Source organism: Archangium sp. (assembly GCF_036277355.1).
Taxonomy (GTDB): Bacteria; Myxococcota; Myxococcia; order Myxococcales; family Myxococcaceae; genus Archangium.
The window spans coordinates 16,361-42,773 of the sequence record NZ_DASUNC010000154.1 but is presented as its reverse complement, the minus strand read 5'-3'; the positions used below and the strand labels follow the sequence as shown (position 1 = coordinate 42,773).

Below are 26,413 nucleotides of genomic sequence, written 5' to 3'. Positions count from 1 at the left end.
AAAGCCGCCCATGTCCGCGCACCCTCCGTCATTGGTGACATCCTCGCTGCTGCCCGTGCCCCATGGATTCACCACCCGAGCGGGAGGCGTGTCCGAGGGACCTCATGCCTCGCTCAACCTGGGCTTCTCGGTGGGTGACCTCCGAGAGCGGGTGGAGGAGAACCATCGGCGCCTGGCGGTGATGGCGGGCGCGGCGCTCGAGGCCCTGCACAGGGTGAGTCAGGTGCATGGAGACCGGGTGGTGGAGGTGGGAGCGGGGGAGGGGACGGGCGCGCTGCGGCCAACGGAGGGCGAGGCGGACGCGCTGTGGACGGAGCGGCCGGAGCACTGGGTGGCGGTGGGGACGGCGGACTGTGTGCCGATCCTGCTGGTGGACCCGGAGGGACGGCGGGTGGCGGCGGTGCACTCGGGGTGGCGGGGGACGGAGGCGCGCATCGTGGCGCGGGCGGTGGAGACGCTGGTGGCCCGGGGCTCGCGGCCCGAGCGGCTGCTCGCGGCGGTGGGCCCGTCCATCCAGCGCTGCTGCTACGTCGTCTCAGAGGACCTGGGCCAGCGCTTCACCGAGGGCTTCGGTCCGGAGGTGGTGGTGCGCGAGGGAGCGGACGTGCGGTTGGATCTCGCACGGGCCGTGCGGGACACGTTGCTGGGAGCGGGGCTGAAGGCGGCGCACGTCGATGTGCTCCCTCACTGCACCGCGTGTGATGCGGAGCGATTCTTCTCGCACCGGCGTGACGCGGGGCGCACCGGCCGTCACCTCGATTTCGTGGTACACCGGTTCTGAGGGGTGTCCTCCAGGCCGATTTCTTGACGGTCTCCGACACCGCTTCCTATCCTCCCGGACGGATCCCCCGAAGCCTCGTGCTGGAGCACCGCATCATTCGCCGACTCTTCGCCATCGCGCCCTTGTGTGCGCTGACCGCCTGCGCCACCACCAGTCCCGCCCAGTCGGAGCTGGCGGAGCTGAAGGCCGAGGTACGCGCCATGCGCGAGACCCAGGCGCGCCTGGAGAAGCGGCTGGAGCGTGTGGAGCTGCACGCCAGCGTGAGCCAGTCTCGCGCCGCCGCTCCGGCAGCGGCCGCGGCAAAAGAGGCCTCCGCCCCCGCGTCTCCCGCCGCCCCGGCCTCGTCCGGCTACAGCACGCCGGAGCTCGCGGTGGTGAAGCTCAAGCCTCGCAATGAGCCCGCGCCTCCGCTGCCCACCCGGGTGGCCGTCGTCGAGCCCGCGCCCGACGACATGGAGATGTTCATCAGCCCCTCGCCCGAGGAGGACGCCGCCCCCGCCATGGCCGCGGTGTCCGATCCCAAGGAGGATGAGGCGGCCACGGCCGTGCTGGACGCCGAGTTCGAGCAGGCGGTGGCGGCGCTGCGCACCGGCAACGTGGAGGGCGGGGTGACGCGCCTGCGGGCCTTCGCCGAGCAGAATCCCCGCCACCCGCGCGCGGACAACGCGCTCTACTTCAGCGGGCTCGGGCAGATGGGGCTCAAGGATCACGCCGCCGCGGCGCAGTCCTTCGAGCGGCTCATCGCCAGCTATCCGGCCGGTGATGCCGTGCTGGACGGCATGCTGCGGCTGGCCGAGTGCCGGCTGCGGCTCAACCAGAAAGACGACGCGCGGGCGCTCTACACCCGCATCCTCACCCAGTTCCCGGGAACGGCCGCCGCCACGCAGGCGGAGCAGCGGCTCGCCTCCCTCTCGCACTAGCTGTCCGAAAGGAAGTCCTCCGATGCGCTCGCGGATCTTCTCCTCGCTCCTTCTCGCCGCCGTTCTCGCGCCGCCCGCCGTGTGGGCGCAGGACGCGGAGGACCCGCAGGAGCCCGAGGCCGGCGAAGAGACCGAGGGGGCCGACGTGGCCGACGAGCAGCCCGCCCAGCCCCGGCCCGGTCAGATCGCCATTCCCCCGGGCCAGGGGGGCCGCGAGTCGGCTCCCGGCGAGGTCCACACCGTGGAGAAGGGCGACACGCTCTGGGACCTGTCCCAGAAGTACCTGGGCAGCCCCTGGTACTGGCCCAAGGTCTGGTCCTACAACCCGGAGATCGCCAACCCGCACTGGATCTACCCCGGCAACAACGTGCGCTTCTTCCCCGCGGGCGAGGAGGTTCCCTCGCGCGTGGAGGCGGGCGTGGGCCCGGCGCCCATGGAGATGGTGGCCGAGACCGGGGAGATCGCCGAGTCCACCGAGATGGGCCCGGCCAATGGCGCGGATCTGGTCTCGGTGACGGGGAAGATCGGCTTCGAGCCCAAGGCGTCGCGCACGGTGATGACGCAGGGCTTCGTCACCTCGCGCGAGCTGGACGAGGCGGGCCGCATCGAGGGCGCCGCCACCGGGGCGGAGATGCTGTCCTTCCCGGACGTGGCCTACGTGCGCTTCAAGCGCAAGGCGGACGCGAAGATCGGGGACCGGTACGTCATCTTCCACACCGCCGAGTCCGTGAAGCACCCGGTGACGGGCAAGCCCATCGGCTACCTCACCGAGTTCGTCGGCACCCTGAAGGTGGTGGCGCTGGGCGACAACTTCGTCAAGGCGCAGGTCATGGACACGTGGGACGCCGTGATGCGCGGCGACCTGGTGGGCCCCTATGGTGAGCGGCTGGTGGAGTCGGTGGCCCAGCGGCGCAACGAGAAGGAGGTCCAGGGCTACATCGTCACCGCGCTCGTGCCGTACCTGACACTCACCGCCGAGCACCACTTCCTGGTGATCGACAAGGGCAGCGCGGATGGCGTGCAGGTGGGCAACACCTTCACCATCCTCCGGGAGGGGGACACCACCAAGAAGCGCGTGCTGGAGCTGGATCTGCCCAACCAGAAGAAGAAGAAGGGGCCGGAGCTGCCCATGGAGAACGTCGCCCTGTGCCTCGTCACCGAGGTGAAGGAGCGCACCTCCAACTGCGTGCTCACGTACTCCATCCAGGAAGTGGCGCCCGGGGATCGCGCGGTGATGCGCATCAACAACGGGCAGCCCTCCGCCCAGCGCTGAGGCACCCCGGGGTGGCACCGCGTGCCCCCCTGGACGGGGCACGGAACCCCTTGGATCGGCTCGGCCGACCCCTACCGCGGGGGACGTGCCGCTTGACCATCGCCAGCCCGGTGTTTATGTGTCCCGCCCCCTTCCCGTCGGACCCATCTTCTATATAGGTGGGCTCCAGGAGGGGGTCGGGTATGGTGGACATCACGACGGACAGGCACATGGCGGAGCGGCGTGCGCTCCTGGCACTCTGGGCAGTCCCCGGGCTCGGCCCGAGGGCACTGGAGCGTCTGCGCGCCTATGCCCGGGGTGAGCTCGCCCGTCTGGCCGCCTGCCCGGTGAGGGAGTGGGTGGGAGGCGCACCCCTGCCCGTGCCCGTGCGTCGCCGGTTGCTGGAGGTGCCCGAGCTGGGCCCGCTGGCGGACCGCGTGCTGGAGCGCTGCGCGGCCGTGGGCATGGGCGTGGCCTTCCAGGGGGACGCGGCCTACCCCGCGCGCCTGGCCGGAACCGAGGACGCGCCCCCGCTGCTCTTCTACCGGGGCGAGGTGGGCCCTCCGCGCCGCCGGGTGGCCATGGTGGGCAGCCGGCACCCGGATCAGGGATTCCTTCCCTTCGCGCGCACCTTCGCCCGGCAGGTGGCGGAGGGTGGGGTGGGCATCGTCTCGGGGGCCGCCGCCGGGGTGGACCGGGCCTGCCACTGGGGCGCCATGGACGCGGGGGGCGAGACGTGGGCCTTCCTGGGCTCGGCGCTGGACGAGTTGGATCCCGCCCAGGCGAAGCTGCTGCCGCACTTCCTGGCCCGGGGTGGGGTGTTCTTCAGCGAGCTGCCGCCCGGTGTCCGGGCGAGCACGACGACGTTTCCCCGGCGCAACCGGCTCATCTCCGGGGCATCGGACGCGGTATTGGTCCTTCGGGCGGGGCCCACTTCGGGCAGCCTCTACACGGCGGAGGCGGGCCGTGCGCAGGGGCGGCCGGTGCTGGCCCTGCCCGGCGATGTGATGAACGAGGGGGCGGCTGGCTGCAACGCGCTCATCCGGGACGGTCATGCCCGGGCATGCCTCTCCGTTCAGGAAGTCTGGCGGGCCGTGGGGTTCCATCCCCTGCGGGTGGTCCCGCCAACGGAGGGCTCGTCGTGGCAGGAAGAGCTCTCGGCGGAAGCGAGGGGGGCCTACCAGGTGTTGGACAGGGTTCCCAGGTCATTTGATGAGGTGCTGGCCGGTAGCCGGCTCTCCCCCGGAGCGCTCACCAGCGCGCTGGTGGAGCTCGAGCTGTCGGGGCTCGTCATCCAGCACCCTGGAAGGTTGTACGAGAAGGTTTGAGGAGAATCATGGCGACGCGCACGAAGAAGACGGCAACGGCGGGCGAGATGGAGGTCGAGGAGACGACGGCCGCCAAGAAGACGGCCGCCAAGAAGAAGCCGGCGGCGCGCAAGAAGACGGCCGCCAAGAAGAAGACGGCGGCCAAGAAGACCGCCGCCAAGAAGGCCTCCGCGCGGCGCAAGGGCGCTGACGAGGAGTTGCCCACCGTCGAGGTCGACGCCGAGGACGGCGAGGCCACGGAGTCCCCCAAGCGGGGCAAGGGACCGCACTACCTCGTGGTGGTCGAGTCGCCCGCCAAGGCGAAGACGATCAAGAAGTACCTGGGCTCCGGCTACACGGTGAAGGCCTCCGTGGGCCACATCCTCGACCTGCCCAAGAGCAAGATGGGCGTGGACATCGAGCACGACTTCGAGCCCCAGTACGAGGTGATCAAGGGCAAGGAGAAGGTCCTCAACGAGCTGAAGAAGGCCGCCCAGGGTGTGGACAAGGTCTTCCTCGCCACGGACCCCGACCGCGAGGGCGAGGCCATTGCCTGGCACATCCACCAGCAACTCGGCCACGACAACGCCTACCGGGTGATGTTCAACGAGATCACCAAGCCGGCCATCCAGGAGGCCATCGCGCATCCGCGCCAGCTCAGCCAGGAGAACTACGACTCCCAGCAGACGCGCCGGATTCTCGACCGCCTGGTGGGCTATCAGATCTCCCCGCTGCTCTGGAAGAAGGTGCGCCGGGGTCTGTCCGCCGGCCGCGTGCAGTCCGTGGCCGTGCGCCTCATCTGCGAGCGCGAGGACGCCATCAAGGCCTTCGTCCCGCAGGAGTACTGGACGCTGGACGCGCTCCTCCAGGGGCCCTCGGGACCGCCGACCTTCAAGGCCAAGCTGTCCAGGGTGGACGGCAAGAAGGTGGAGCTGAAGGACAAGGCCACCACCGACGGCCTGGTGGCGGACGTCCAGGGCGCCTCCTTCGTGGTGTCCAAGGTGGACAAGCGCGAGCGGCGCCGCAACGCGCCCGCTCCGTTCATCACCTCCAAGCTGCAGCAGGAGGCGGCCAACCGGCTGCACTTCACCGCCAAGAAGACCATGGCGCTCGCCCAGCGGCTCTATGAGGGCGTGATGCTCGGCGAGGAGGGCCAGACGGCGCTCATCACGTACATGCGTACGGACTCCACCCGTCTGTCGGATCAGGCGGTGGCGGGCGTGCGCGACTTCATCGGTGCCACCTGGGGCAAGGACTACCTGCCCGAGGCGCCGGTGGTGTACCGCACCAAGAAGGGTGCCCAGGACGCGCACGAGGCCATCCGTCCCACGTCGCTCGAGTACCCGCCCTCGAAGGTGAAGGCGCAGTTCGACGCGATGAACGACGACATGGCCGCGGACATGTTCCGCCTCTACGAGCTCATCTGGAACCGCTTCGTGGCGTGCCAGATGATGCCGGCCGTGTACGATCAGACGAGCGCGGACATCACCGCGGGCCGGGCCACCTTCCGGGCCTCGGGCTCCACGCTGAAGTTCCCGGGCTACCTGGCCGTCTACGGCGCCAGCCTCACCCCCGAGGAGGAGGCCGCCCAGGAGAAGGCGCGCGCCGCTGGCGAGGAGTCCGACGACGACGCCGTGGGCGAGCTGCCCGTGCTCGACGAGGGCCTCACCCTCAACCTGCAGAAGCTGCTCAACGAGCAGCACTTCACCCAGCCGCCCCCGCGCTTCTCCGAGGCCACCCTCGTCAAGGAGCTCGAGGAGCAGGGCATCGGCCGGCCGTCCACGTACGCCGCCATCCTCTCCACCATCCAGGACAAGAAGTACGTGGAGAAGCTCGAGGGGCGCTTCCGTCCCACGGACCTGGGCGTCATCTGCAACGAGCTGCTCGTCAAGCACTTCCCCCACGAGCTGGACGTCGCCTTCACCGCCAGCATGGAGGAGAAGCTGGATCAGATCTCCGAGGGCGGGGCCAACTGGAAGGCCGTGCTGCAGGACTTCTACGCGCCCTTCAAGGAGACGCTCGAGAAGGCCGAAGCGGAGATGCGCGACGTCAAGCGCGAGGAGATCAAGACCGACGTGGCGTGCGAGAAGTGCGGCAACGTCATGGTGATCAAGTGGGGGAAGATGGGCCACTTCCTCGCGTGCTCGAACTACCCCGAGTGCAAGAACACCAAGGACTTCAAGCGCGACGCCGAGGGGAAGATCGTCATCGTCGAGGAAGAGACGACGGACGAGATGTGCGAGAACTGCGGCAAGAACATGGTGGTGAAGCGCGGACGCTTCGGGAAGTTCCTCGCGTGCTCGGGCTACCCCGAGTGCAAGACGTCCAAGCCCATCTCCATCGGGGTGAACTGCCCGGACTGCAAGCAGGGCTACCTCACCGAGCGCCGCAGCCGCTTCGGCAAGGTCTTCTTCGGCTGCAACCGCTACCCGGACTGCAAGTTCGCCGCGTGGGACAGGCCGCTGCCGGAGGCGTGCCCCAGCTGCCAGGCGCCCTACCTGGTGCAGAAGTACTCCAAGCGGGACGGCCCCTTCATCGCCTGCCCCAACAAGGAGTGCGACTACCGCCGGCAGATCGTCGAGCCGGAGGCCGCCGCCGCAGCCGCCGCGGCCACCGCGGCCACGCCCGCCCCGGCGGGTCCGGATGCCTCCTCGGCCGCTTGAAGAGGCTGAAAGTTCAAGGATTTCAGGGGCATGGCCTGCCCCTGGCTTGACACCCCGGAGGGGGGTCCTCTAGAAGTTTGGTGGAAAGGACCCCCTTCCCGATGATTCCCATGTTGAGCGAGCTGCTGGACGTGGTCCTCACCCAGGCCCCGGCGGCGGCGGAGGCCGTGAAGGCGGCGCCGGCCAGGCTCGGCGTCGTGGACTCCACCATCAAGTTCTTCAAGGACGGTGGCCCCTTCATGTTCGTCAATCTGTTCTGGCTGGCCGCCGCGCTCGCGGTGGCCCTGGAGCGGATTGTGACGCTGATGTTCCGCTACAACCTCAACGCGCCGCCCTTCATGGAGCAGGTGACGAAGCTGGTGATGACCGGCAACGTGGACCGCGCCGTGAAGCTGTGCGCCGCCGCTCCCCACTCGCCCCTGGCCAAGATCATCCGCGCCGGCCTCACCCGCGCCAACCGCGGCGAGATCGAGGTCGCCAAGGCCGTGGAGGAGGCGCTGGTGGAGAACAGCCCCCACGTGGGCGCTCGCATCCCCTGGCTGTGGTCCCTGGCCAACATCGCCACGCTGGTGGGACTCGTCGGCACCATCTTCGGTCTGATCGGCACCTTCCAGGCGCTCGGCAACGTGCCCGCCGAGCAGAAGCAGGCCCTGCTGTCCGACGGTATCTCCAAGGCGATGAACAACACGGCCTTCGCGCTCTCCATCGCGGTGCTGTGCATCATCTTCCACCTGTTCCTCACCTCGTACGCCAAGAGCATGGTGGAGACGATGGAGCTCAACGCGCTCAAGCTGGAGAACCTGCTGGCGCGCAAGGCCGCCGGCGAGACGCAGATCGACGAGGCCCGAGCCGCCTGAGGCGCCCATGGCGTTCTACTACTCCAGGCGGAAGCTCAAGCCGCGCGAGGAAGAGGAGATGGGCGAGCTCAACATCGTCCCGTACCTCGACATCCTCATGAACCTCATCCTGTTCATGCTGCTGTCCATCAACGGGCTGGCGGCGTTCGGCATCGTCAACGTGAGTGCGCCGAGCTACGGCGGCCCCAGCACCTCGGTGGCCCCGCAGGAGAACCCGGACCAGCCTCGCCTGGTGCTCAGCGTGCTCATCAGCAAGAAGGGGCACTTCATCAACAGTGAGAACGCCATCCTCGGCCAGGACGGCGCTCCCACCGTGCCGCTCGGGGCGGATGGCTCGTACGACTACGCGTCCCTCAACGCGCAGATGGTGAAGATCAAGAGCGCCTTCCCCACCGAGACCAAGGTCATCGTCGCCGCGGATCCGGAGATTCCGTACGACACGCTCATCCAGACCATGGACGCCATCCGCGAGACGCGCGAGAGGCCGCACCGCGAGCTCTTCCCGGACGTCACCCTGGGAGCCCTCTAGATGGCGGCCACGGGCGAGACGACCCAGCAGGTGCCCGCGGACGACGAGCGGCTGCAGCGGCTGCGCTACCGCAAGGCCCTGGCGCGCAAGAAGCGCAAGGAGCGCGAGGCCGCCGGGGAGATCAAGGAGCTGAACATCACCGCGATGATGGACATGATGACCATCCTCCTGGTGTTCCTCCTGAAGTCCTTCGCCTCGTCCTCGGCGGCGATGACGGCCAGCGAGGACGTGCGCCCGCCGGTGTCCTCCACGCGCGCCACGCCCAAGGACACCGTCGTGGTCACCGTCACCCCCAAGAACATCCTCGTGGGGGAGAAGGAAGTGCTGCGGCTGGTGAAGGGGCAGATTCCTCCCGAGGCGCTCCAGGGCCGGGTGGTGACGGCGTTGGATGCCCAGCTCAAGAAGGAAGTGGAGAAGCTGAAGTACATCGCCGAGCGCAACCCGGCGGCTCCCTTCAGCCGGGAGCTGTCCATCATCGCGGACAAGGCCATCCCCTACGACATGCTGCTCACGGTGCTCTACACCGCCGGGCAGAACGAGCTGGAGAACTACCGCTTCGTCGTGCTCCAGGACGAGGGCAAGCCGCAGTAGAGCCCCCGGTCTCCCGGAGGCCCCCGCGGCCCGTGCACTCGCGTGCACCTCCCGTGCTCTTGTGGAGCGCTAGATGGTCGGCGTGGCCTGGGGGCCGCCGCGCACCTCCAGCTCGTGCCGGGTGGCGTCTTCCTCGCAGCGGATGGCGAAGGGCAGCGCCTCCAGCCGCTCGATGGGGATGTCGTAGCCGCAGTCCACGCAGGTGCCGAACACACCGGTGTCCATGCGACGCAGCGCGGCATCGATGAGCATCACCTCGCGCCGCTGCGCCTCCATCAGGCTGGAGAGGGTGTAGTCCGCCAGCTCCGCCTGGGCGTTCTCCTCGTACTCGGGATCGCGCTCCTGGTCCTTCAGCGACGAGAGCTCGCGCTGCGCTCCCTGGGTGGCCATCAGGATGTCCCGGCGGCGCCGTTGGAGTAGCTCGCGGATCTTCAAGAGGTCGTTGGTTCGGTTCATGGCCTGCCGCTCCGTCAATGGTGCACTGCGTCGCCCGGCCTGATTCCCCGCGCGATGAACGGGGAAAACCTAGGAGCCATGGGCAGGTAGGGAAACTGTTTCTGAATGTCCTACTTGTCGGATGGCCGAGGAGCGGGCAGGCGGGCAGGAGCCCGGCATGTGGGGGGTGGACATGCAGGAACGGAAGGGTGGGACAGGGGGTGGGGCTCCTGCTAACAGTTGGCGGACGGGCGGGTGTCGGCCCGTGGAGAGAGGGAGCCGAGACGTGAAGCTTCAGCGGGTGACGGTGATTGGCGGCGGACTGGCGGGCAGCGAGTGCGCCTGGCAGTTGGCGCGGCGCGGGGTGCCGGTGACGCTGCGGGAGATGAAGCCGCAGCGGCGTTCACCGGCGCACAAGTCGGACCAGTTCGCGGAGCTGGTGTGCTCCAACTCGTTGCGCTCGGACAACCCGGAGAGCGCCATCGGCCTGCTGCACGCGGAGCTGCGGACGCTGTCGTCGGTGATTCTGGGGTGCGCGGACACGCACCGGGTGCCGGCGGGCGACGCGCTGGCGGTGGAGCGCGAGGCGTTCTCGGCGGCGGTGACGCGCTCGGTGAGCGAGGCTCCCGGCGTGGAGGTGGTGCCGGGCGAGGTGGACACGTTGCCCGAGGGGATCGTCGTGGTGGCCACCGGGCCGCTCACCTCGGATGCGCTGACGAAGGACCTCGAGCGGTACGTGGGGGAGAAGCTCTACTTCTACGACTCCATCGCCCCCATCGTGGCGGGGGACTCCATCGACATGAACATCGCCTTCCGCGCCAGCCGCTACGGCAAGGGCGGCGGGGACGACTACATCAACCTGCCGATGAACAAGGAGGAGTACTACCGGTTCATCGCCGAGGTGAAGGCGGGCCAGAAGCTGCAGCCGCACAGTTTCGAGGAACCCAGATACTTCGAAGGCTGTCTGCCGATCGAAGTGATGGCCGATCGAGGCGACGACACGCTGGCCTACGGGCCGATGAAGCCGGTGGGGCTGACGGATCCGCGCACGGGCGAGGAGCCGTACGCGGTGGTGCAGCTGCGCATGGAGGACAAGGCGGGCACGTCGTGGAACATGGTGGGCTTCCAGACGCGCCTGACGTGGGGCGAGCAGAAGCGCATCTTCACCACGTGCGTGCCGGGGCTGGCCAACGCCGAGTTCCTGCGGATGGGGCAGATCCACCGCAACACCTTCATCGACTCGCCGCGGCTGCTGGGGAGGGACCTGTCGTTGAAGGCGGAGCCGCGGCTGTTCTTCGCGGGGCAGATCACGGGCGTGGAGGGGTACGTGGAGTCGGCGGCGTGCGGGTACCTGACGGCGCTGGCGGTGTACGCTCGGCTGACGGGGCGCGAGTTCGTCCCGCCGCCGGCCACGACGGCGATGGGCTCGCTCTACCGTCACGTGACGGGCGAGGCGCACCCGCCGGACTATGACTACCAGCCCTCGAACGTCATCTTCGGGCTGTTCCCGCCGCTGCCGGGGCGGGTGAAGAAGGCGGACAAGCGGGCGCGTTACGCGGAGCGGGCACGGGCGGACATGGCCACGTGGCTGCCGAGCGTGCCGCCGGCACAGGAGCACCAGGGGACCGCATGAACCGACGAAGCGTGATGGCGGGAGCGCTGCTGGCGCTCGCGCTGGTGGGGTGCAAGCGGGGCGAGGACAAGGGCGGCGGAGGAGGGCAGGGGAAGGCCCGCTCTGGCGCGGCCGTGGGGGGACTGGGCGTGATGCTGGCCGAGGGCCCGGCGGAGGACCTGCGTGTCACGGAGGATGGGCAGTTCGCCATGTTCCTGACGAAGACGCGCAAGCCGGCGGTGGAGGGGATTCCTCCGCAGATGCGGCTGGGCACGCTGAACGTGGTGCCGGTGACGGGCGGCTCGCCGCGCCAGCTGGGGGACGGGGTGACCAACGTGCCCGGGGGGATGCTGTTCACTCCCGACTCGAAGCACGTGCTGTACCTCACCGGGTACAACCTGGCGAACCAGTCCGGCGCGCTGCACGTGCTGGCCCTGAGCGACCCGAGCGCCGAGCCCCAGAAGCTGGGGGACTCGGTGGGGTACTTCCTGCCGAGCCCGGACGGGACGAAGCTGGCCTTCGTGGACGGCGGAGTGCTGAAGCTGGGGCCCCTGCCCAAGGGGCCCTTCCGCCAGGTGGGCGGCGAGGTGTCCACGGCGGAGTTCTCCCCGGACGGCAAGACGCTGTTCTTCAAGCGGCGGCTGGCGGCGGCCGGTGGGCTGCTGGCGGTGCCGGTGGAGGAGCCCGCGGGCAAGCCGGCCGAGCCGCGCAAGCTGGCGGACCAGGTGGGCGACTACGTGCTGTCGCCGGACTCCAAGCACGTGGCGTACCAGGTGCGCAACCCCGCGCTCGCGGGGATGTATGACCTGTACGTGGCGGACGTGCCGGAGCTGACGGGCCGGAAGGTGGCCACGGGGACGACGGCGTTCGCCTTCTCACCGGACTCGAAGTGGCTGGCGCGCAACGACGGGGGCAAGCCGGAGGTACCGGGGGACCTGTACGTGGGCCCGGCCTCGGGCGAGCCGGGGCGGAAGGTGGGCGAGCGCGTGAAGGAGCTGGCCTTCTCGCCGGACTCGCAGGCGCTGGGCTTCCTGGCGAAGTACGACCTGCCGGCGGGGGCGGGGCTGATGGGCGTGGTGGCGCTGCCGGACGGTGAGCCGAAGCTGGTGGGCAGCCGCGTGCCCAACTTCACGTGGGGCAAGGACGGCAAGTACGTGGCCTTCCTCTCGCGCTTCCTCAAGCCCATCTACTCGGTGGACCTGATGCTGTACCAGGTGGGCGCGGAGAAGGCGGAGAAGGCCCACCCGGGTGTGTTCGGCTACGGCTTCGCTCCGGGGGCGCTGGTGTTCCGCGCCGGCTGCATCCGCGAGGGCCGTGCCTGCGACTTCAAGGCACTGCCGCTGCCGAAGGACGCGCAGGCGCAGCCCCAGACGTGGCTGCAGGGCATCTACAGCTACAAGCTGTCCGACGACGGCAACCGGATTCTCGCCACGTCGGCGCGGATGGACTCGGACACGTTCGACGTGGCCGTGTACGACGTGAAGACGCAGGTGCGGAAGACGCTGGACCAGGGGGCGCAGCTGCCGGCGTACTTCGCGGGGCAGAACGACTCGCTGGCGGTGTACGTGCTGAAGGGCGCGAACGCCGGGGTGTACGTGGCGCCGGCCCAGCCGTGAGAAGCTTGCGGGCGGCCCGGTTGGGTCTACGCTGAGGCCGCCCATGAGCACCACCGAGCTGTCGCCGCTGCTGGAGAAGTTCCGTGTCCACCTCGAGGACGAGAAGGGCGCGAGTCCGCACACCGTGCGCAACTACATGATCGACCTGGTGGACTTCGAGCGCTACCTGGTCGAGCGGATGAAGCTGTCACTGCTGGCGGCCTCGCACGCGGCCATCCGTGGCTACATGGGCACGCTGACGGTGGACCATGCGGCGACGAGCCGCGCGAGGCGCCTGGCGAGCATCAAGAGCTTCTACAAGTACCTGGTACGGCAGAAGCTGCTGCCGGGCAGCCCGGCGAAGCTGGTGAAGAGCCCGAAGCTGCCCAAGAGCCTGCCCAAGGTGCTGCCGGTGGACGAGCTGTTCGCGATCCTCGACATGCCGTCGCAGAAGACGGTGCTGGGGCTGCGGGACCGGGCGATTCTCGAGATTCTCTATGGCGGAGGCCTGCGCATCAGCGAGCTGTGCGGGCTGAACCTGCTGGACGTGGACCGGAGCGGGCGGATCATCCGGGTGATGGGCAAGGGCAGCAAGGAGCGGCTGTGCCCGGTGAACGCGCAGGCCATCCGGGCGCTGGAGGCGTACCTGGCGCGCCGGGACGAGCTGCTCGCGGTGGAGCGCGAGGGGCAGGACGCGGAGGCGGTGTTCCTCAACTACCGGGGAGGCCGGCTGACGCCGCGGAGCATCGGGAGGCACCTGGACACGTACGTGGTGCAGTGCGCGCTGCAGCGCAAGGTGAGCCCGCACGCGCTGCGCCACTCGTTCGCGACGCACCTGCTCGGGGGCGGGGCGGACATCCGCAGCATCCAGGAGCTGCTGGGCCACGCGAGCCTGTCCACCACGCAGCGGTATACGCACGTGAGCTGGGAGCAGCTCCAGCAGGTCTACGACGCCGCGCACCCCAGAGCCTGATATCCCCGCGCGCCAGATATCCTCGCGCGCCAGATTTCCCCTCTCCCCCCGGGAGAGGGACGGGGTGAGGGTGCCACGTCTCCCGGGTTCAGCCCGCCTGATTCACCTGCACGTCGGCGCTACTGCCGGGCAGGGTGAAGGGGCGAACAACCGCTCGGGGAATCGTGGAAACGCCCGCGTCCCCTTGTTAAACCCCCAGGCATGTTCCATGGCACCACCATCCTCTGCGTGCGCCGAGAGTCGAAGGTCGTCATCGCGGGTGACGGTCAGGTCAGTCTCGACAAGACCATCATGAAGAACACGGCGAAGAAGGTCCGCCGGATCGGCGATGGCTCCGTCCTCGCCGGCTTCGCGGGCAGCACCGCCGATGCCTTCACCCTCTTCGAGCGCTTCGAGGCCCGCCTCAAGGAGCACCAGAAGAACCTCGCCCGGGCCTGTGTCGAGCTCGGGAAGGACTGGCGCACCGATCGCTTCCTCCGCCGCCTGGAGGCCCTGCTCATCGTGGCCGACCGCGAGAAGACCTTCATCCTCTCCGGCGCGGGCGACGTCATCGAGCCCGACCACGGCATCGCCGCCGTGGGCAGTGGGGGCTCCTACGCGCTCGCCGCCGCCCGCGCGCTCATGACGCACACGCAACTGCCCGCGCGCGAGGTGGCCACCCACGCCATGCAGATCGCCGCGGACATCTGCGTCTACACCAACTCCAACATCACCATCGAAGAGCTCTGAGGGGGCATCACCGTGAGCAACGCACGCAAGATCCCCGCCTTCACCCCTCGCGAGGTGGTCGGCGAGCTGGACCGCTACATCGTCGGACAGAACGCCGCCAAGCGCGCGGTGGCCATCGCGCTGCGCAACCGCTGGCGCCGCCAGCAGGTCCCCGAGGAGCTGCGCGATGAGATCCACCCCAAGAACATCATCATGATCGGCCCCACCGGCGTGGGGAAGACGGAGATCGCCCGCCGGCTGGCGAAGCTCGCCCAGGCCCCCTTCGTCAAGGTGGAGGCCTCCAAGTTCACCGAGGTCGGCTACGTGGGCCGCGACGTCGAGTCCATGGTGCGCGACCTCGTCGAGGCCGCCATCGCGCTCGTGCGCGACGAGGAGGTGGAGAAGGTGCGCGCGCGCGCCGTCGAGATCGCCGAGGACCGCCTGGCCCAGCTGCTCTCCGGCAACGCGCCCTCGCGTCCGTCCGGCGGCATCGGCTTCATGGCGCCTCCGCCCACGCCCGCCGCGCCCCGGCTCGGGGATGTGGAGCGCGAGAAGCTCCGCGCCCAGCTGCGCGCCGGCACGCTCGATGACCAGGAGGTCGAGGTGGAGCTCTCCGACACCGGCTCGCCCACCTTCCTGCGCAACTTCTCCGGCCAGGGCATGGAGGAGATCGGCGTCAACCTGCAGGATCTCTTCAAGAACATGCCCGGCATGAGCCGCTCGCGCCGCCGCAAGGTGCGTGCCCCCGAGGCCCTCCGGCTCATGGAGCAGGAGGAGGCCGCCCGGCTGGTGGACACGGATCGCGTCAACCGCGAGGCGCTGGTGCGCGCCGAGACCAGCGGCATCATCTTCATCGACGAGATCGACAAGATCGCCAGCCGCGAGGGGGCGGGGAAGGGCTCCGGCCCGGACGTGTCCCGCGAGGGCGTCCAGCGCGACATCCTCCCCATCGTCGAGGGCTCCACCGTCAACACCAAGTACGGCCAGGTGAAGACGGACCACATGCTCTTCATCGCCGCGGGCGCCTTCCACGTCTCCAAGCCCAGCGATCTCATCCCCGAGCTCCAGGGCCGCTTCCCCATCCGCGTCGAGCTGGATCCGCTCAGCGGCGAGGACCTCGTCCGCATCCTCCGCGAGCCGCGCAACTCCCTCATCCGCCAGTACACCGCCCTGCTGGCCACCGAAGGTGTGCGTCTGGATTTTTCCGATGACGCCATCCTGGAGCTCGCCCGCATTGCGCAGGCCGTCAATGAGCGCACCGAGAACATCGGGGCACGGCGGCTGCATACGGTTCTGGAGCGGCTGCTCGACGATGTATCCTTCCATGCAAGCGAGCAGGGACCGAAGGATCTGCAGATAGACGCCGCCTACGTGCGCGAGCGCCTCGCCTCCGTGGTCCAGGACGAGGACTTGTCGCGCTACATCCTCTAGTCACACCCAGGAGCCCACGTGCCGCTCACCACGCCAACCCGAACCGCCAAGATCGACTCCGCCGCCCCGCAGACCGCCGCTCCCGGGAAGAACGAGGAGTGGATGGACAAGGCGAAGGCCCACCTGCTGCAGAACTACAAGCAGCAGCCCATCGTTCTGGAGCGCGGGTTGGGCTCGCGCGTCTGGGACGCGGATGGGCGTGAGTACCTGGACCTGCTCGGCGGCATCGCCACGTGCGGGCTCGGCCACTGCCACCCGGAGGTGGTGGTCGCCGTGAAGGCCCAGCTCGAGAAGCTCTGGCACGTCTCCAACGTCTTCTACTCGGAGCCGCAGATCGAGCTGGCCGCCCGGCTCACCACCGCCTCGGGCCTGCAGCGCGCCTTCTTCTGCAACTCGGGCGCGGAGGCCAACGAGGCCCTCATCAAGCTGGCCCGCAAGGTCCAGAAGGATCGGGGCAACGCGGACCGCTACGAGGTCATCACCTTCGAGAACTCCTTCCACGGCCGCACGCTGGCCACCGTCACGGCCACCGGCCAGCCGAAGTACCAGAAGGGCTTCGAGCCGCTGCCCGCCGGCTTCACCCACGTGCCCTACGGGGACCTGGAGGCCGTGCGCAAGGCCGTGGGCCCGCACACCGCCGCCATCCTCGTGGAGCCCATCCAGGGCGAGGGCGGCGTGCGCCAGGCGCCTCCGGGCTTCCTCAAGGCCCTGCGCGCCCTGTGCGACGAGAAGGGCCTGCTGCTGCTCGTGGATGAGATCCAGACCGGCATGGGCCGCACCGGCAAGGTCTTCGCCTACCAGCACGAGGGCATCCTCCCGGACGGCATCAGCCTGGCCAAGTCGCTCGGCAACGGCCTGCCCATTGGCGCCATGCTGTGCACCGAGGAGGCCGGCAAGAGCCTGGTGCCGGGCACCCACGGCTCCACCTTCGGTGGCAACCTGATCGCCGCCGTGGCCGCCAACGTCGTCGTGCGCAAGGTGACCGAGCCGCAGATGCTCCGCGACGTGGCCCAGAAGGGCGAGTACTTCCTCTCGCGCCTGCGCGAGCTCCAGGGCCGCCTGCCCACCGTCATCAAGGAGGCGCGCGGCATGGGCCTGCTGGTGGGCGTGGAGCTCTTCCAGGACGCCGCGCCCTTCATCACGAAGTGCCGCGAGCTGGGCATGCTCGTCAACGCCGCCGGCGAGAAGACCATCCGCTTCGCCCCGGCCTACACCGTCGCCAACGACGACCTGGACCACGGCGTGCGCATCCTCGAGCGCGCCCTCAAGTCCTGAAAAACAGCCGCTCAATCACTCGCCAGAACCGTGTGAGCAGGAGCCAGGGAGATGTGCGGGCTGGTGGCATGTCTCCCGGTCCGTGACTCGTGGAGTGGGTATTTCCCAGGCCCCCGCTGGCACGAGCGGGGCCTTTGGGGCCCAACGGCTTGCCGCTTCGTCAGCAGGGGTCGGAACCCACTTGGTGGGTGTTGCCTGCTGGCGGATGCCCGGGCGTTTGGAGATGAATCGTGTTTGTCATTGATCGAAACCAGATGCAGATCCTGGACGCCCTGGCGGAGCGCGACTTCCACCGTGCGTTGATGGCCTTTGTCCGGAGGGAGCTGCCAGATCATACGGCTCATATGGAGGATGCGGAACTTCGCACGTTCATCCGTGAGTCACAGGCGCACGCGGAGCGGCATGGCATCGAGAGCGATCGAGGTGTTGCTCAGTATGTCTGCCTGGCGCTGGAGACGACCCCCGCGTTCGCGGATGATCCAAACATCTCCAAATTCTTGCATCTTCCTGGCATGTCTCCTGAGGTCCTCCTGGAGGAACTCGTTGATCTGCTCAACGAGATGCCGGAACACTGAACAGGTTCACCCATGCCCGCGCCACTGGCAATACCAGCCGTCATCGGAGGAGCTGCATGGTTGTACAGATCCTACAAGGCGTACAAAGCCTACAAGAAGCTCAAGCAGCTCAAGCAGCTCAAGGATGCTGCCGACGCGGCTCGTAAGCTCAAGCCGCTGCCGAAGCCTCCTCCAGTCAAACCGCCCGCGCCCAAGAGCCCCCCGGCTGCCGCGAAGAATGCACGCCGCTTTGGAGACCGCAAGAAGTGCAAGCAGAAATGCCCTTCCAAGGACAAGTGCAAGTACTGTGGGCGAAAGAAGCACGACACCTTCTACGAACGTGACATGGCGGAGCGCCGGAAAGCGCTACTGAGAGATGCAAGTGATCCCTCGAGCGAACTGGATCCCGTTGCGCGACAGTTCATCAAAGACACAGGCGGGAAGTCGGTCCCCGAGAACTACGAGGTTTCGCACGAGAAGCCTCTCTACACCAAGCCCTACTCCGAACGCTGCAAATTAGACAAAGCCTGGAACATGAAGACTCAACCCAAGCCTGTACACCGGGCGCGGCACAAGAAGTGTGGTGACCAGTACCACGATTTTGGCCCTCCTCCCCGGAGCAAGGGCAAGTAGAGAGCCAACCTGCTCGAGTCGAAGGAGCCACCATGGATATCAAGCAGTTGGAGCGAGCATTCAAATCCGCCAGCCTGCCCACCGCCGAGGATGAGGAGCAGCATTCGCTCGTGCAGCAGCTTCTCAGTTCGAACGATACCGAGATCCTCCGATACCATTACGATCTGCTGCGCCAGCAGGAAAATTGGAGCCTGTTCTGCTGGCTGCGCAATGGATTCGCCAAGCGGGGGCCACAGGGGGAGGACTTTCTCCTCCAGGCTTTCGAAAAGGAAGAAGACCCGGAGATGAGAGGGACGATTGTCCACATCCTGGGACGTATGCGGAGCAAAGGTGCTCGGCCGCTCGCGCTCCGCCTGATCGCCAGCGACTCCGCGTCTCTGCATCACACCGCCGCTTATGTGTTGGGCTGGGTGGGGACCGCCGAGGATGTGCGGCTGCTGGAGGATTTGCTCTTGAGGGATTCCGAGTCCGAGGTGCGGGCCGACGCCGCCACGGCCCACTTCCAACTCGTCAACCGCATCCCGGAGGCGAAGGAGCGAGCCCTCCAGAGCCTCAAGCGCGGACTCATGCAGGAAAAGGAGGAGGAGGTCCTGGCCAGTATCATCATCAGCCTTCAGGACATCCTGAAGAAGCGTTTCGGGATGCGAGAGGACATCGACGAGCGGAAGATCACGGGCGATGTTGCCAAGGCCAAGGTCAAGGCGCTCGCGGCTCTGGCAAGCATTGGTACGACGTGAGCCTTCCCCAGGAGCGCTCGCCGCTCCTTCTCGGGGAGTGCACCCTGGTTCGCCATGGGTGTGCTCCCCGTCGTTTTTCGAGGGGGTTGTCGGATGAGGAGCTACATTTTCCCTGCAAAAATCCGCCGATAGTGTTTGACGCGATGCGGGTGGATGCCTAGGATTTCCGGAGGTTGTTCCGGTTTCCTGAGTTCCCCCGAAGGAGCTCCGTTCTGGAGGTTCCCGATGATCGCGCCTCAAGCCTCTCCTGGTATCGATCCGGGCCACGATGTCCTCCGGGCCAACCAGCTCATCGAAGCGGGGCTCTGGCTGCATCTGGGTGGGGACGCCGCGGGCGCGCGGAGCCTGTTCGTGCGCGCCCTGCAGCATGATCCGGACAACCGCCGGGCGCGGGAGTGGCTCACGAAGGGGGAGGGCGCGCGGGCCGTGGGACTGGTTACGGCGGCGCCGCCACCGTCCGTGAGGCCCATGTCCCTGACGTCCGTGCCTCCCCTGGTCTCGCAGTCCCGGCCCGCGCTGGAGGTGAGCGTGGTGGTGCTGGACGAGGAGGAAGTGGCTCCCGAGGCCGGGGGCCGCCACATCACCGCCGACGTGCTGGCCTTCCTCTCCGAGCCCGAGCCTCTCAAGCTGGCCGCGCCCGTGGCCGCCCGGCCCGTCGCGCCCGTGGCCGCGAAGGCTGTCGCGCCCGCTCCTGCTGCCGCTCGGCCCGTTGCTCCCGCGCCTGCTGCCGCCCGGCCCGTTGCGCCCGCGCCCGTAGCCGCCCGGCCCGCCGCGCCCGCTCCCGCGCCTGTTGCTGCCCGGCCCGTCGCGCCCGCACCTGCTGCCGCCCGGCCCGTTGCGCCCGCGCCCGTGGCCGCGAAGGCCGCGACTCCCGCGCCCGTGGCGCAGGCGGCCCCCCGCCAGGAGCTGCCCACGCTGCTGCAGGGGGTGGAGGATCTGCTCGCGCTCGGCGACGTGACGAGCGCCATGGAGCTGCTGCGCAAGGCGGAGCAGCTGGCGCCGGGTGATGCGCGGCTGGCGTCGGCGCGCGAGCGCTGCGTGCGTCAGCTGCAGGCCTCGCTGGAGGCGAAGCTGGGAGACCTGAAGCGGGTGCCCACGCTCAAGCTGCGCATGGCGGAGCTGATGAAGCTCAGCCTGGATCCCCGCGCGGGCTTCCTGCTGTCGCGCATCGACGGGAGCCTCAGCTTCGAGGCCCTCTTCTCCGTCTCCGGCATGTCCCGGCTGGACACGCTGCGCGTCCTGGCCCACCTGCTGGACCGGGACATCATCGCCATCCGCTAGCTAGTTGAAGCGGAACACGCGGAAGCCGTAGTTCCCCGTCACGCCCCCGTCCGAGTACATGACGAGGTAGAGCGTGGTGGTGCTGGCCGCGCGGATCTCCACGAACGAGCTCTTCCACGTGTAGAAGGGCGTCTTCACGTCCTCCTTGGTGAAGCCGGCCATGGCGGGCACCACGCGGCTGGTGTCGAACTCGATCCGGTACAGGACGTCCTTCGTGACGGAGATGGCGAACCAGTCCTCGTCCTGATCGTACTCGAGGCGCCCGTTGCGGTCGGTCGGCGAGGAGGTGCCGGCCACGTCCGGGACGATGGTGGTGGCCTCCGTCGAGCTGTCGCCGTGCACGTCCTCGCCCACGGGGGTGAGGGTGAGGGCGTACTGGCCGGTGCCGGGGGACGGGTCGAACGGCGAGTGGCTCATGCGCACGTAGTAGGGCGCGGTGGCGCGGGCCTTGAACCCCACCTGGGCCTTGGGCCGGCCGTCCTTCGAGGTGATCCACTGGCCGCCCTGATCGAAGACGTCGAGACGCGGCATGAGCGAGCCGGAGCCGGGCTCCACGGTGACGCTGTAGACGGTGCGCAGCTTGCCGTCGACGCGGAAGAAGTCGTAGTCGCCCACCGGCTCGATGGTCTGCAGGCGCTGCACGGTGGCGTCGGAGGCGAGCAGGACGGCGCGGGTCAGGCAGTCATCCGGCTCGGAGGTGTCGCCGGCGTGCTCGGGGCAGTTGAGGGTGGTGATGGCCTCGCACACGCCGCTGGGCCGCAGGATGGTGCCCTGCTTGCACAGACAGCGCGCGTTGCCTGCCTCGTTGACGCACAGGGTCTTGTCGCCCTGGGTGCAGGGGTTGGGATCGCACGGATCGTCCGGCGTCTGGTCAGGGCCACTGGTCACCAGGCAGCCGGTGCCGAGCACGGCGGCCAGGGGAAGGAAGAGGAAGCGGGAGAGGGGGGAGTGCATGGCTAACGGCTCCGACGGGCCTGGGCGCCCGTTTCTTCATCGGGGGGAGGAGTGGGGGCGCGGTCGAGCGGATCCTCCACCTCGGAGGCCTGCTCGCGGCGCTGGCGGTACTGCTCGCGCACATAGGCCACGAGCTGATCCAGATACGAGGAGAGGGGAGGGCAGCGGATGCCGGTGCCGTCCAGCAGCTCCAGGGTGTTGTGGCAGTTGTAGATGGCCAGGTGGTTGACGTAGCTGAGGGCGGCGCGCTGGGGGCGGGCCAGCTTCTCCAGCACGGGCAGGCGCATCATCACGTCCGCGGCGCGGGCCGAGAGGTTGAAGCGGGGCAGCTTCTTGTTGGCCTTCTCGGCGATGAGCTCGTAGACGCGGCGGGCGCTCATCGGGTTGGGGTCCACCAGGTGGAAGGTGCGGCCCACGGCGCGCTCGTCGTGCGACAGCGCCCACACCGCGTTCACCACGTAGTCCACCGGCACCACGTTGAGCGGGGCCACGCCGTTGCCGGGCAGCGGCAGCGGCACCACCAGCGGGCTCGTCACCAGGAGGATGCCCAGGTAGTAGGGGCCCTCGAAGCGGTCGATCTCCCCCGTGCGCGAGTCCCCCACCACGCTGCACGGCCGGAAGATGGTGGTGGGCAGGGTGGTGGCGGCGCGCTGGACGAGCTTCTCCGCCTGGAACTTGGTCTCCTCGTAGACGTTGCGGAAGCCCTGGCCGCAGTCCAGCTCGTCCTCGGCGATGACGCCCACGCGATCACCGGAGACGTGGCAGGAGGAGAAGTGGTTGAAGCGCTGCAGGTGCTCGCAGTCGCGCGCCAGCTCCAGCACGTTGCGCGTGCCGTCCACGTTGATGCGCCAGGCCGTCTCCTTGGGCACGCCCATGTAGAAGACGGCGGCCAGGTGGTAGATGTGCGTCACCCGCTCGCACAGCCGCTGGTATTCCTCGCCGGACAGGCCCAGGTGCATGTCCACGATGTCGCCGGTCAGCAGCTCCAACGTGGCCCCGGTGCCCCGCAGCTGGGAGGCGAGCTTCTGCGCCTCCTTCAGGTGCTTGGGCTGCACCAGGGCGTAGACGTGGGCCTTGGGCTCCTCGCGGACGATGTGCTCAATCAGCCGTTTGCCGATGAAGCCGGGGTAGCCGGTGACGAAGTACGTCCCGGCCTTGCCTCGGGGCTCCTTGCGCTTCTCGCTCATGGGCGGCGGAGCATACCCGTCCCTCAGCCGCGCGCGAGCATGGCGCGCCACACCTCTTCCACCCGGGCCCGGGTTGTCCCCAGATCTCCCGAGTTGTCCACCAGCCAGGTCGCATGCGGGCGTTTCTCATCGAGTGGGAGCTGAGCGGCCAGCCGGGCCTCCGCCGCCGCCTCGTCCAGGCCGTCCCGGCCCATCAGCCGGGCCTTCTGCACCTCGCGGGGCACCCACACCAGCACCACCCCGTTCATCGCCTCGTGCAGCCGGTTCTCGATGAGCAGGGGCGCGTCGTAGACGATGAGCTCCACCCCCTGGGCGGCGAGCGCATGGGTGCGCAGGAGGAACTGCTGGCCGATGAGCGGGTGGAGGATGGTGTTGAGGGCGGCCCGCTCCCTGGCGTCCCCGAAGACGCGCTCGCCCAGCTTCGCCCGGTCCAGGCGGCCCTCCGCGTCCAGCACGCCCGGGAAACGCTCGGCCACGGCCTTCAACCCGGGGGTGCCCGGCTCCACCACCTCGCGGGCGATGACGTCCGCGTCCAGCACCTGGGCGCCCAGCTCGCGCAACATCCGGCTCACGGTGCTCTTGCCGGAGGCGATGCCCCCGGTCAGTCCATAGAGCTTCACGTGCGGCGCCTACTTTCCGGCCGGCTGGGGCGTGAAGATGAACGAGTGCACCGTCTTGCCGTCCTCGTTGAGGAACACGGCCAGCCCCAGCTTCGCGTAGAGCATGTAGGTGCGGAAGTCGTCGGTGAGCTTCTTCTGGTAGCAGGGGCCGGCTGGCGCCTTGCCGGGCGGGCAGGCGTTGCCGTAGGTGCTCTCCACCGACTCCTTGTCGATGACGGGGCCGGGGAAGACGTCGATGCGCTCGACGAGCTGCGTGCCCGGGTCCACCTTGAACTGCACCTGCTTGGTGCCCTTGATGGCCTTCTGGTCGAAGTAGGCGATGATCTCCTTGCCTTCGGCGGTGACGGTGCGCGAGGGCTCCCCGAACTTCTGGATGACCTGCTCCCGCTTGGTCTGTCCGGGTTCCACTCCCTGCCACGGTTTGGCCAACACGGGCGCGGCGGCGAGGAGCACGGCGACGATGGCGATCGTTCTCATCTCCACAGGTGTAACGGATCCCCCCGCGCCGCCTCAAGCTCCCCCCACTTCGTCCGGGAGGTCACAAGAGCGCCAGGTTTCGCACCTCCGCCTTGCCCCCTGGGGGGTCGTCTGCTAGTGACCCCACCGATGCGCGCTCGCGGCTCCTGGATCCTGTCCTTCGCCCTCGCCCTCGCTCTCTCCCTCTCCGGCGCCGCCCTGGCCGCCGATTTCCTCGGCCCGGAGAGCTGCAAGGGCTGCCACCCGGCCGCCTATGACGCCTGGATGCAGTCCAAGCACGCCCGGGCGGGGGACTCGCTCTCCGAGGCCCAGCAGAAGGACGCGCGGTGCCTGTCCTGCCACGCGCCGGACCAGGCCTCGCAGGGCGTCAGCCACGTCACCTGCGAGACGTGCCATGGCGGGGGTCAGTACTACTCGCCTGGCTACGTGATGAAGGACGCCGAGCTGGCCCGGCTGGTGGGCCTGGTGGACCCCTCGGAGAAGGCCTGCCGCAACTGCCACGACGCGTCCTCCCCGTCCCTCAAGCCGTTCAATTTCGTCGAGTCGCTCAAGGCCATCGACCACTGGTCGGCCGCGCGCACCGGCAAGTCGGCCCGGGCCGAGAGCCCCTCGCCCGAGCCCACGAAGAAGAAATAGCGTGATCAAGATTCTCGAAGCCCGTTTCGTCACCACCGCGGTGGAGCCCAAGGGCTACCCCACCAGCCCCGCCCCCGAGGTGGCCTTCGTGGGCCGCTCCAACGTGGGCAAGTCGTCCATGATCAACGCGCTGGCCGGCCGCAAGAAGCTGGTGCGCGTCTCCAACACCCCCGGCCGCACCCGCGCCCTCAACTTCTTCGACGTGGACGTGGAGCGCGGCACCAGGCGCCACACCGTGCGCTTCGCGGACCTGCCCGGCTACGGCTTCGCCAAGGTGAGCAAGACCGAGCGCGCCGAGTGGCAGAAGATGATCACCTCGTACCTGGAGAAGCGCCGGGACTTGAAGATCGTGGTGAGCATCATCGACGCCGAGGTGGGGCCCACCCCGGACGACTTCCAGACGCTCGACTACCTCCAGGAGTCCAACCGGCAGATCCTCGTGGTGGCCACGAAGATCGACCGGATGCCCAAGGCGCGCCGCAAGCCGCGCCTGCAGGCGATCTCCGAGGAGCTGTCCCTGCCCCGGGAGGCGGTGATGCCCTTCTCCGCCACGGAGAAGCTGGGCTTCGACGAGGTGTGGGACGCGTTGCTGAACACCTTGACGGAGTGAGTGAGCCCCGTGTCCAACGGAAACGGAAGCAAGGGCAACGGCAGTGACATCCAGCAGGCGCTGAGCACCCTGCGGCGGCAGCTCGCCTCGCTCCCCGCGAAGCAGCGGCTGGATGCCCTCATCGAGTCGCGGGACGCGCGGGCGCTGGTGCGCTCGCTGCCCGCGGAGGACCTGTACTTCACCCTCATGGAGGTGGGGCTGGCGGACTCGACCGAGCTCGTCCAGCTGGCCTCACCCGAGCAGTTCCTCACCTTCGTGGACCTGGGCGGATGGAAGAAGGATCAGGTGGACCTGCACCAGGTGCTCACCTGGCTGCGCGCCGCGCGCGGGGACGAGGCCGAGGACTTCCTGCGCAAGCTGCGCAAGGTGGACACCGAGATCTTCGAGCTGCTGGTGCGCGAGTTCACCCTCATCCACGACCTGGAGGAGAACCCGGACGTGCACGTGGAGGGCGTGACGCTGGAGACGCCCGAGGGCCGCTACCTGGTGGAGTTCAAGGGCGTGGAGGGGCCGGAGCTGGCGGCCATGCGCTCCATCCTCAACGACATCATCGCGGACAACCCCTTCGAGGCGGTGCGCTTCCTCGAGGCCACGCGCTGGGAGGTGCCGGGCGAGCTGGAGGAGTCCGCCTACCGCTTCCGCACGGGCCGGCTGCAGGACCTGGGCTTCCCCTCGTTGGAGGAGGCGGCGCGGCTCTTCGGCCGGGTGGACACGGGGCCCACGCCGGCTCCGGCGGCCGTCGCGGCGCTCGTGGCCACGCGGGCGCAGCCGGACTACCTGGATGCCGCCTTCCGGGCCCTGGAGGACGTGGAGCGGGAGAACCTGGAGGGCGAGCTGCGCTACCTGGCCAACGCCACGCTGGTGGCGGAGGTGGAGGATCCCGGGGACCTGGACGCCATCCGCCGCGTGGGCGAGATGGTGCGCGACTACCTGCTGCTGGGCCTGGAGCACCTGACGGGAGGAGACCCCACCAAGGCCGCGCAGGTGGTGCGCGACACGGAGACGCGGCGCGTCTTCCAGGTGGGCTTCTCCCTGACGCTGGCGCTCAAGTTCCGCGCGGACCGGCTGATGAAGCAGCCGCTGGCGCAGGTGGACGGCATGCCGCTGCTCTTCGCGGAGGAGGCCGCCGCCGTCGAGGCCCTGCGCCGCAAGCGCCCGCGCCGCACGTTGAAGGTGCCCGGGGCGGAGCCGGTGCCCTTCCGCTCGAGGCGCGAGCTGGCGGCCAGCGAGGAGGTGCTGGCGCGCGCCGAGGCCCAGGTGGCGCTGCTGGGCGCGCTGCTCGGGGGCACGGAGAAGAAGGCGCGCGAGGTGCTGGCCCTCTTCGGCGTGGAGGCGCGCGTGCTGGGCGTGGAGCGCTTCTTCGCCGCCGCCGTGGCCCTGGCCCTGTTGGAGGGAAAGGTGGGGCCGAGGCCGGTGCCGTCGGCGCGGCGGGACGCGCTGGGCGCGCTGCTCTTCGAGGGCACCCCGGAGGCCCCGCGGCTGCGCGCGGACGTGGCCGAGCGGGTGGTGGCGGTGCTGGAGCCGGCGGTGCCCGAGTCCTCCCGGCCCGAGCTGCGCCGGCTCGTGGCCGCGACGCTCGCCCGGCTGCTGGAGGAGCTTGCTCCGTCGTTCCTCCAGGAGGGCAAGTTGAACCCCATCGCCTCCGTTCTCCTGCCCATCGAAGGCGGAGAGCCGTAATCCTTTCAGTCCCACCTCCCGTGGGTACCAGCCCCCCTGATCGCTAAGGGCCTGGATCCACGGGCCTTTGTCCTCACGGGCCGCTGGCATATCGCCTGCTAGCGGATAGGACGTCCAT

General features: G+C 68.9%; 26 protein-coding genes. 21 read left to right on the top strand and 5 right to left on the bottom strand.

Annotated features, from left to right (window positions below; genetic code table 11):
- Positions 1-10 precede the first annotated feature (10 nt).
- The 8 genes from pgeF to VFZ09_RS38380 all read left to right on the top strand — a co-directional run bounded on the left by pgeF (position 11) and on the right by VFZ09_RS38380 (position 8,900).
- Entirely contained in the window at positions 11-781 is a 771-nt protein-coding gene (gene pgeF / locus VFZ09_RS38425) for a peptidoglycan editing factor PgeF (RefSeq protein ID WP_329732749.1), read from the top strand.
- Between the two features lie 23 nt (positions 782-804).
- Positions 805-1,701 carry a tetratricopeptide repeat protein gene (locus VFZ09_RS38420; protein ID WP_329732748.1) on the top strand — a complete coding sequence of 299 codons (897 nt, stop codon included), beginning with the start codon at positions 805-807 and terminating at the stop codon, positions 1,699-1,701.
- A 22-nt stretch (positions 1,702-1,723) separates the two neighbouring features.
- Positions 1,724-2,974 carry a LysM peptidoglycan-binding domain-containing protein gene (locus tag VFZ09_RS38415; RefSeq protein ID WP_329732747.1) on the top strand — a complete coding sequence of 417 codons (1,251 nt, stop codon included), beginning with the start codon at positions 1,724-1,726 and terminating at the stop codon, positions 2,972-2,974.
- A gap of 182 nt (positions 2,975-3,156) precedes the next feature.
- A complete protein-coding gene (locus tag VFZ09_RS38410) occupies positions 3,157-4,281 on the top strand; it encodes a DNA-processing protein DprA (RefSeq protein WP_329732746.1) in 1,125 nt (374 codons plus the stop codon).
- 8 nt (positions 4,282-4,289) lie between these two features.
- Positions 4,290-6,923 carry a type I DNA topoisomerase gene (topA, locus tag VFZ09_RS38405; RefSeq protein WP_349257911.1) on the top strand — a complete coding sequence of 878 codons (2,634 nt, stop codon included), beginning with the start codon at positions 4,290-4,292 and terminating at the stop codon, positions 6,921-6,923.
- Between the two features lie 101 nt (positions 6,924-7,024).
- Positions 7,025-7,780 carry a MotA/TolQ/ExbB proton channel family protein gene (locus tag VFZ09_RS38390; protein ID WP_329732745.1) on the top strand — a complete coding sequence of 252 codons (756 nt, stop codon included), beginning with the start codon at positions 7,025-7,027 and terminating at the stop codon, positions 7,778-7,780.
- Positions 7,781-7,787: 7 nt separating this feature from the next.
- Positions 7,788-8,309: a biopolymer transporter ExbD gene (locus tag VFZ09_RS38385; protein WP_329732744.1), complete on the top strand. Its 522-nt coding sequence runs from the start codon at positions 7,788-7,790 to the stop codon at positions 8,307-8,309.
- Positions 8,310-8,900 carry an ExbD/TolR family protein gene (locus VFZ09_RS38380; protein ID WP_329732743.1) on the top strand — a complete coding sequence of 197 codons (591 nt, stop codon included), beginning with the start codon at positions 8,310-8,312 and terminating at the stop codon, positions 8,898-8,900.
- Between the two features lie 69 nt (positions 8,901-8,969).
- Here the strand turns inward: VFZ09_RS38380 and VFZ09_RS38375 are convergent, their stop codons facing one another.
- Complete coding sequence (locus tag VFZ09_RS38375; protein ID WP_329732742.1) at positions 8,970-9,356, bottom strand: TraR/DksA family transcriptional regulator; 387 nt, start codon at positions 9,354-9,356, stop codon at positions 8,970-8,972.
- Positions 9,357-9,621: 265 nt separating this feature from the next.
- Here VFZ09_RS38375 and trmFO point away from each other — a divergent pair, with 265 nt between their 5' ends.
- From trmFO to VFZ09_RS38325, 10 genes are all read left to right on the top strand, one after another.
- A complete protein-coding gene (gene trmFO, locus VFZ09_RS38370; RefSeq protein WP_329732741.1) occupies positions 9,622-10,968 on the top strand; it encodes a methylenetetrahydrofolate--tRNA-(uracil(54)-C(5))-methyltransferase (FADH(2)-oxidizing) TrmFO in 1,347 nt (448 codons plus the stop codon).
- Positions 10,965-12,563: a gliding motility protein gene (locus tag VFZ09_RS38365; RefSeq protein WP_329732740.1), complete on the top strand. Its 1,599-nt coding sequence runs from the start codon at positions 10,965-10,967 to the stop codon at positions 12,561-12,563. The genes trmFO and VFZ09_RS38365 overlap by 4 nt, the downstream gene beginning before the upstream one ends.
- Before the next feature lie 43 nt (positions 12,564-12,606).
- Positions 12,607-13,515, top strand: a complete 909-nt coding sequence (locus tag VFZ09_RS38360) for a tyrosine recombinase XerC (protein ID WP_329732739.1) — start codon at positions 12,607-12,609, stop codon at positions 13,513-13,515.
- 201 nt (positions 13,516-13,716) lie between these two features.
- Positions 13,717-14,244 (top strand): ATP-dependent protease subunit HslV, encoded by a 528-nt coding sequence (hslV, locus tag VFZ09_RS38355; RefSeq protein ID WP_329732738.1) that lies wholly within the window; start codon positions 13,717-13,719, stop codon positions 14,242-14,244.
- Between the two features lie 12 nt (positions 14,245-14,256).
- On the top strand, positions 14,257-15,654 hold the full coding sequence (gene hslU / locus VFZ09_RS38350; protein WP_329732737.1) for an ATP-dependent protease ATPase subunit HslU: 1,398 nt from the start codon (positions 14,257-14,259) through the stop codon (positions 15,652-15,654).
- Between the two features lie 102 nt (positions 15,655-15,756).
- Entirely contained in the window at positions 15,757-16,929 is a 1,173-nt protein-coding gene (locus VFZ09_RS38345; protein WP_329732779.1) for an aspartate aminotransferase family protein, read from the top strand.
- 230 nt (positions 16,930-17,159) lie between these two features.
- On the top strand, positions 17,160-17,504 hold the full coding sequence (locus VFZ09_RS38340) for a hypothetical protein (protein WP_329732736.1): 345 nt from the start codon (positions 17,160-17,162) through the stop codon (positions 17,502-17,504).
- Positions 17,505-17,516: 12 nt separating this feature from the next.
- Positions 17,517-18,116, top strand: coding sequence for a hypothetical protein (locus tag VFZ09_RS38335; protein WP_329732735.1), 600 nt, complete (start codon positions 17,517-17,519; stop codon positions 18,114-18,116).
- 32 nt (positions 18,117-18,148) lie between these two features.
- A complete protein-coding gene (locus VFZ09_RS38330; protein WP_329732734.1) occupies positions 18,149-18,853 on the top strand; it encodes a HEAT repeat domain-containing protein in 705 nt (234 codons plus the stop codon).
- Between the two features lie 225 nt (positions 18,854-19,078).
- Complete coding sequence (locus tag VFZ09_RS38325; protein WP_329732733.1) at positions 19,079-20,134, top strand: hypothetical protein; 1,056 nt, start codon at positions 19,079-19,081, stop codon at positions 20,132-20,134.
- Here VFZ09_RS38325 and VFZ09_RS38320 read toward each other — a convergent pair whose 3' ends face one another.
- Genes VFZ09_RS38320 through VFZ09_RS38305 form a run of 4 tightly spaced genes read right to left on the bottom strand, consistent with a single transcriptional unit; the run spans position 20,135 to position 23,372 of the window.
- Complete coding sequence (locus tag VFZ09_RS38320) at positions 20,135-21,088, bottom strand: hypothetical protein (protein WP_329732732.1); 954 nt, start codon at positions 21,086-21,088, stop codon at positions 20,135-20,137. It lies immediately after the preceding gene.
- A 2-nt stretch (positions 21,089-21,090) separates the two neighbouring features.
- Positions 21,091-22,275 carry an SDR family oxidoreductase gene (locus VFZ09_RS38315; RefSeq protein WP_329732778.1) on the bottom strand — a complete coding sequence of 395 codons (1,185 nt, stop codon included), beginning with the start codon at positions 22,273-22,275 and terminating at the stop codon, positions 21,091-21,093.
- Positions 22,276-22,298: 23 nt separating this feature from the next.
- Complete coding sequence (gene coaE / locus VFZ09_RS38310) at positions 22,299-22,895, bottom strand: dephospho-CoA kinase (protein ID WP_329732731.1); 597 nt, start codon at positions 22,893-22,895, stop codon at positions 22,299-22,301.
- Positions 22,896-22,904: 9 nt separating this feature from the next.
- On the bottom strand, positions 22,905-23,372 hold the full coding sequence (locus tag VFZ09_RS38305; RefSeq protein ID WP_329732730.1) for a hypothetical protein: 468 nt from the start codon (positions 23,370-23,372) through the stop codon (positions 22,905-22,907).
- Between the two features lie 129 nt (positions 23,373-23,501).
- Here VFZ09_RS38305 and VFZ09_RS38300 point away from each other — a divergent pair, with 129 nt between their 5' ends.
- From VFZ09_RS38300 to VFZ09_RS38290, 3 genes are read left to right on the top strand one after another with little or no spacing between them, the layout of a single operon-like run.
- A complete protein-coding gene (locus VFZ09_RS38300; RefSeq protein ID WP_329732729.1) occupies positions 23,502-24,008 on the top strand; it encodes a cytochrome c3 family protein in 507 nt (168 codons plus the stop codon).
- 1 nt (position 24,009) lies between these two features.
- A complete protein-coding gene (yihA, locus tag VFZ09_RS38295) occupies positions 24,010-24,618 on the top strand; it encodes a ribosome biogenesis GTP-binding protein YihA/YsxC (protein ID WP_329732728.1) in 609 nt (202 codons plus the stop codon).
- A 9-nt stretch (positions 24,619-24,627) separates the two neighbouring features.
- Complete coding sequence (locus VFZ09_RS38290) at positions 24,628-26,295, top strand: DUF6178 family protein (protein ID WP_329732727.1); 1,668 nt, start codon at positions 24,628-24,630, stop codon at positions 26,293-26,295.
- Positions 26,296-26,413 lie beyond the last annotated feature (118 nt).

Coding starts and splice junctions, on each gene's coding strand:
- VFZ09_RS38415 (WP_329732747.1), top strand. CDS start 1,724: ATGCGCTCGCGGATCTTCTCCTCGCTCCTTCTCGCCGCCGTTCTCGCG.
- VFZ09_RS38335 (WP_329732735.1), top strand. CDS start 17,517: ATGCCCGCGCCACTGGCAATACCAGCCGTCATCGGAGGAGCTGCATGG.
- VFZ09_RS38410 (WP_329732746.1), top strand. CDS start 3,157: ATGGTGGACATCACGACGGACAGGCACATGGCGGAGCGGCGTGCGCTC.
- VFZ09_RS38315 (WP_329732778.1), bottom strand. CDS start 22,275: ATGAGCGAGAAGCGCAAGGAGCCCCGAGGCAAGGCCGGGACGTACTTC.
- VFZ09_RS38345 (WP_329732779.1), top strand. CDS start 15,757: ATGGACAAGGCGAAGGCCCACCTGCTGCAGAACTACAAGCAGCAGCCC.
- VFZ09_RS38380 (WP_329732743.1), top strand. CDS start 8,310: ATGGCGGCCACGGGCGAGACGACCCAGCAGGTGCCCGCGGACGACGAG.
- VFZ09_RS38360 (WP_329732739.1), top strand. CDS start 12,607: ATGAGCACCACCGAGCTGTCGCCGCTGCTGGAGAAGTTCCGTGTCCAC.
- VFZ09_RS38365 (WP_329732740.1), top strand. CDS start 10,965: ATGAACCGACGAAGCGTGATGGCGGGAGCGCTGCTGGCGCTCGCGCTG.
- VFZ09_RS38330 (WP_329732734.1), top strand. CDS start 18,149: ATGGATATCAAGCAGTTGGAGCGAGCATTCAAATCCGCCAGCCTGCCC.
- VFZ09_RS38320 (WP_329732732.1), bottom strand. CDS start 21,088: ATGCACTCCCCCCTCTCCCGCTTCCTCTTCCTTCCCCTGGCCGCCGTG.
- hslV (WP_329732738.1), top strand. CDS start 13,717: ATGTTCCATGGCACCACCATCCTCTGCGTGCGCCGAGAGTCGAAGGTC.
- VFZ09_RS38385 (WP_329732744.1), top strand. CDS start 7,788: ATGGCGTTCTACTACTCCAGGCGGAAGCTCAAGCCGCGCGAGGAAGAG.
- VFZ09_RS38390 (WP_329732745.1), top strand. CDS start 7,025: ATGATTCCCATGTTGAGCGAGCTGCTGGACGTGGTCCTCACCCAGGCC.
- VFZ09_RS38300 (WP_329732729.1), top strand. CDS start 23,502: ATGCGCGCTCGCGGCTCCTGGATCCTGTCCTTCGCCCTCGCCCTCGCT.
- pgeF (WP_329732749.1), top strand. CDS start 11: ATGTCCGCGCACCCTCCGTCATTGGTGACATCCTCGCTGCTGCCCGTG.
- topA (WP_349257911.1), top strand. CDS start 4,290: ATGGCGACGCGCACGAAGAAGACGGCAACGGCGGGCGAGATGGAGGTC.
- VFZ09_RS38305 (WP_329732730.1), bottom strand. CDS start 23,372: ATGAGAACGATCGCCATCGTCGCCGTGCTCCTCGCCGCCGCGCCCGTG.
- VFZ09_RS38325 (WP_329732733.1), top strand. CDS start 19,079: ATGATCGCGCCTCAAGCCTCTCCTGGTATCGATCCGGGCCACGATGTC.
- VFZ09_RS38375 (WP_329732742.1), bottom strand. CDS start 9,356: ATGAACCGAACCAACGACCTCTTGAAGATCCGCGAGCTACTCCAACGG.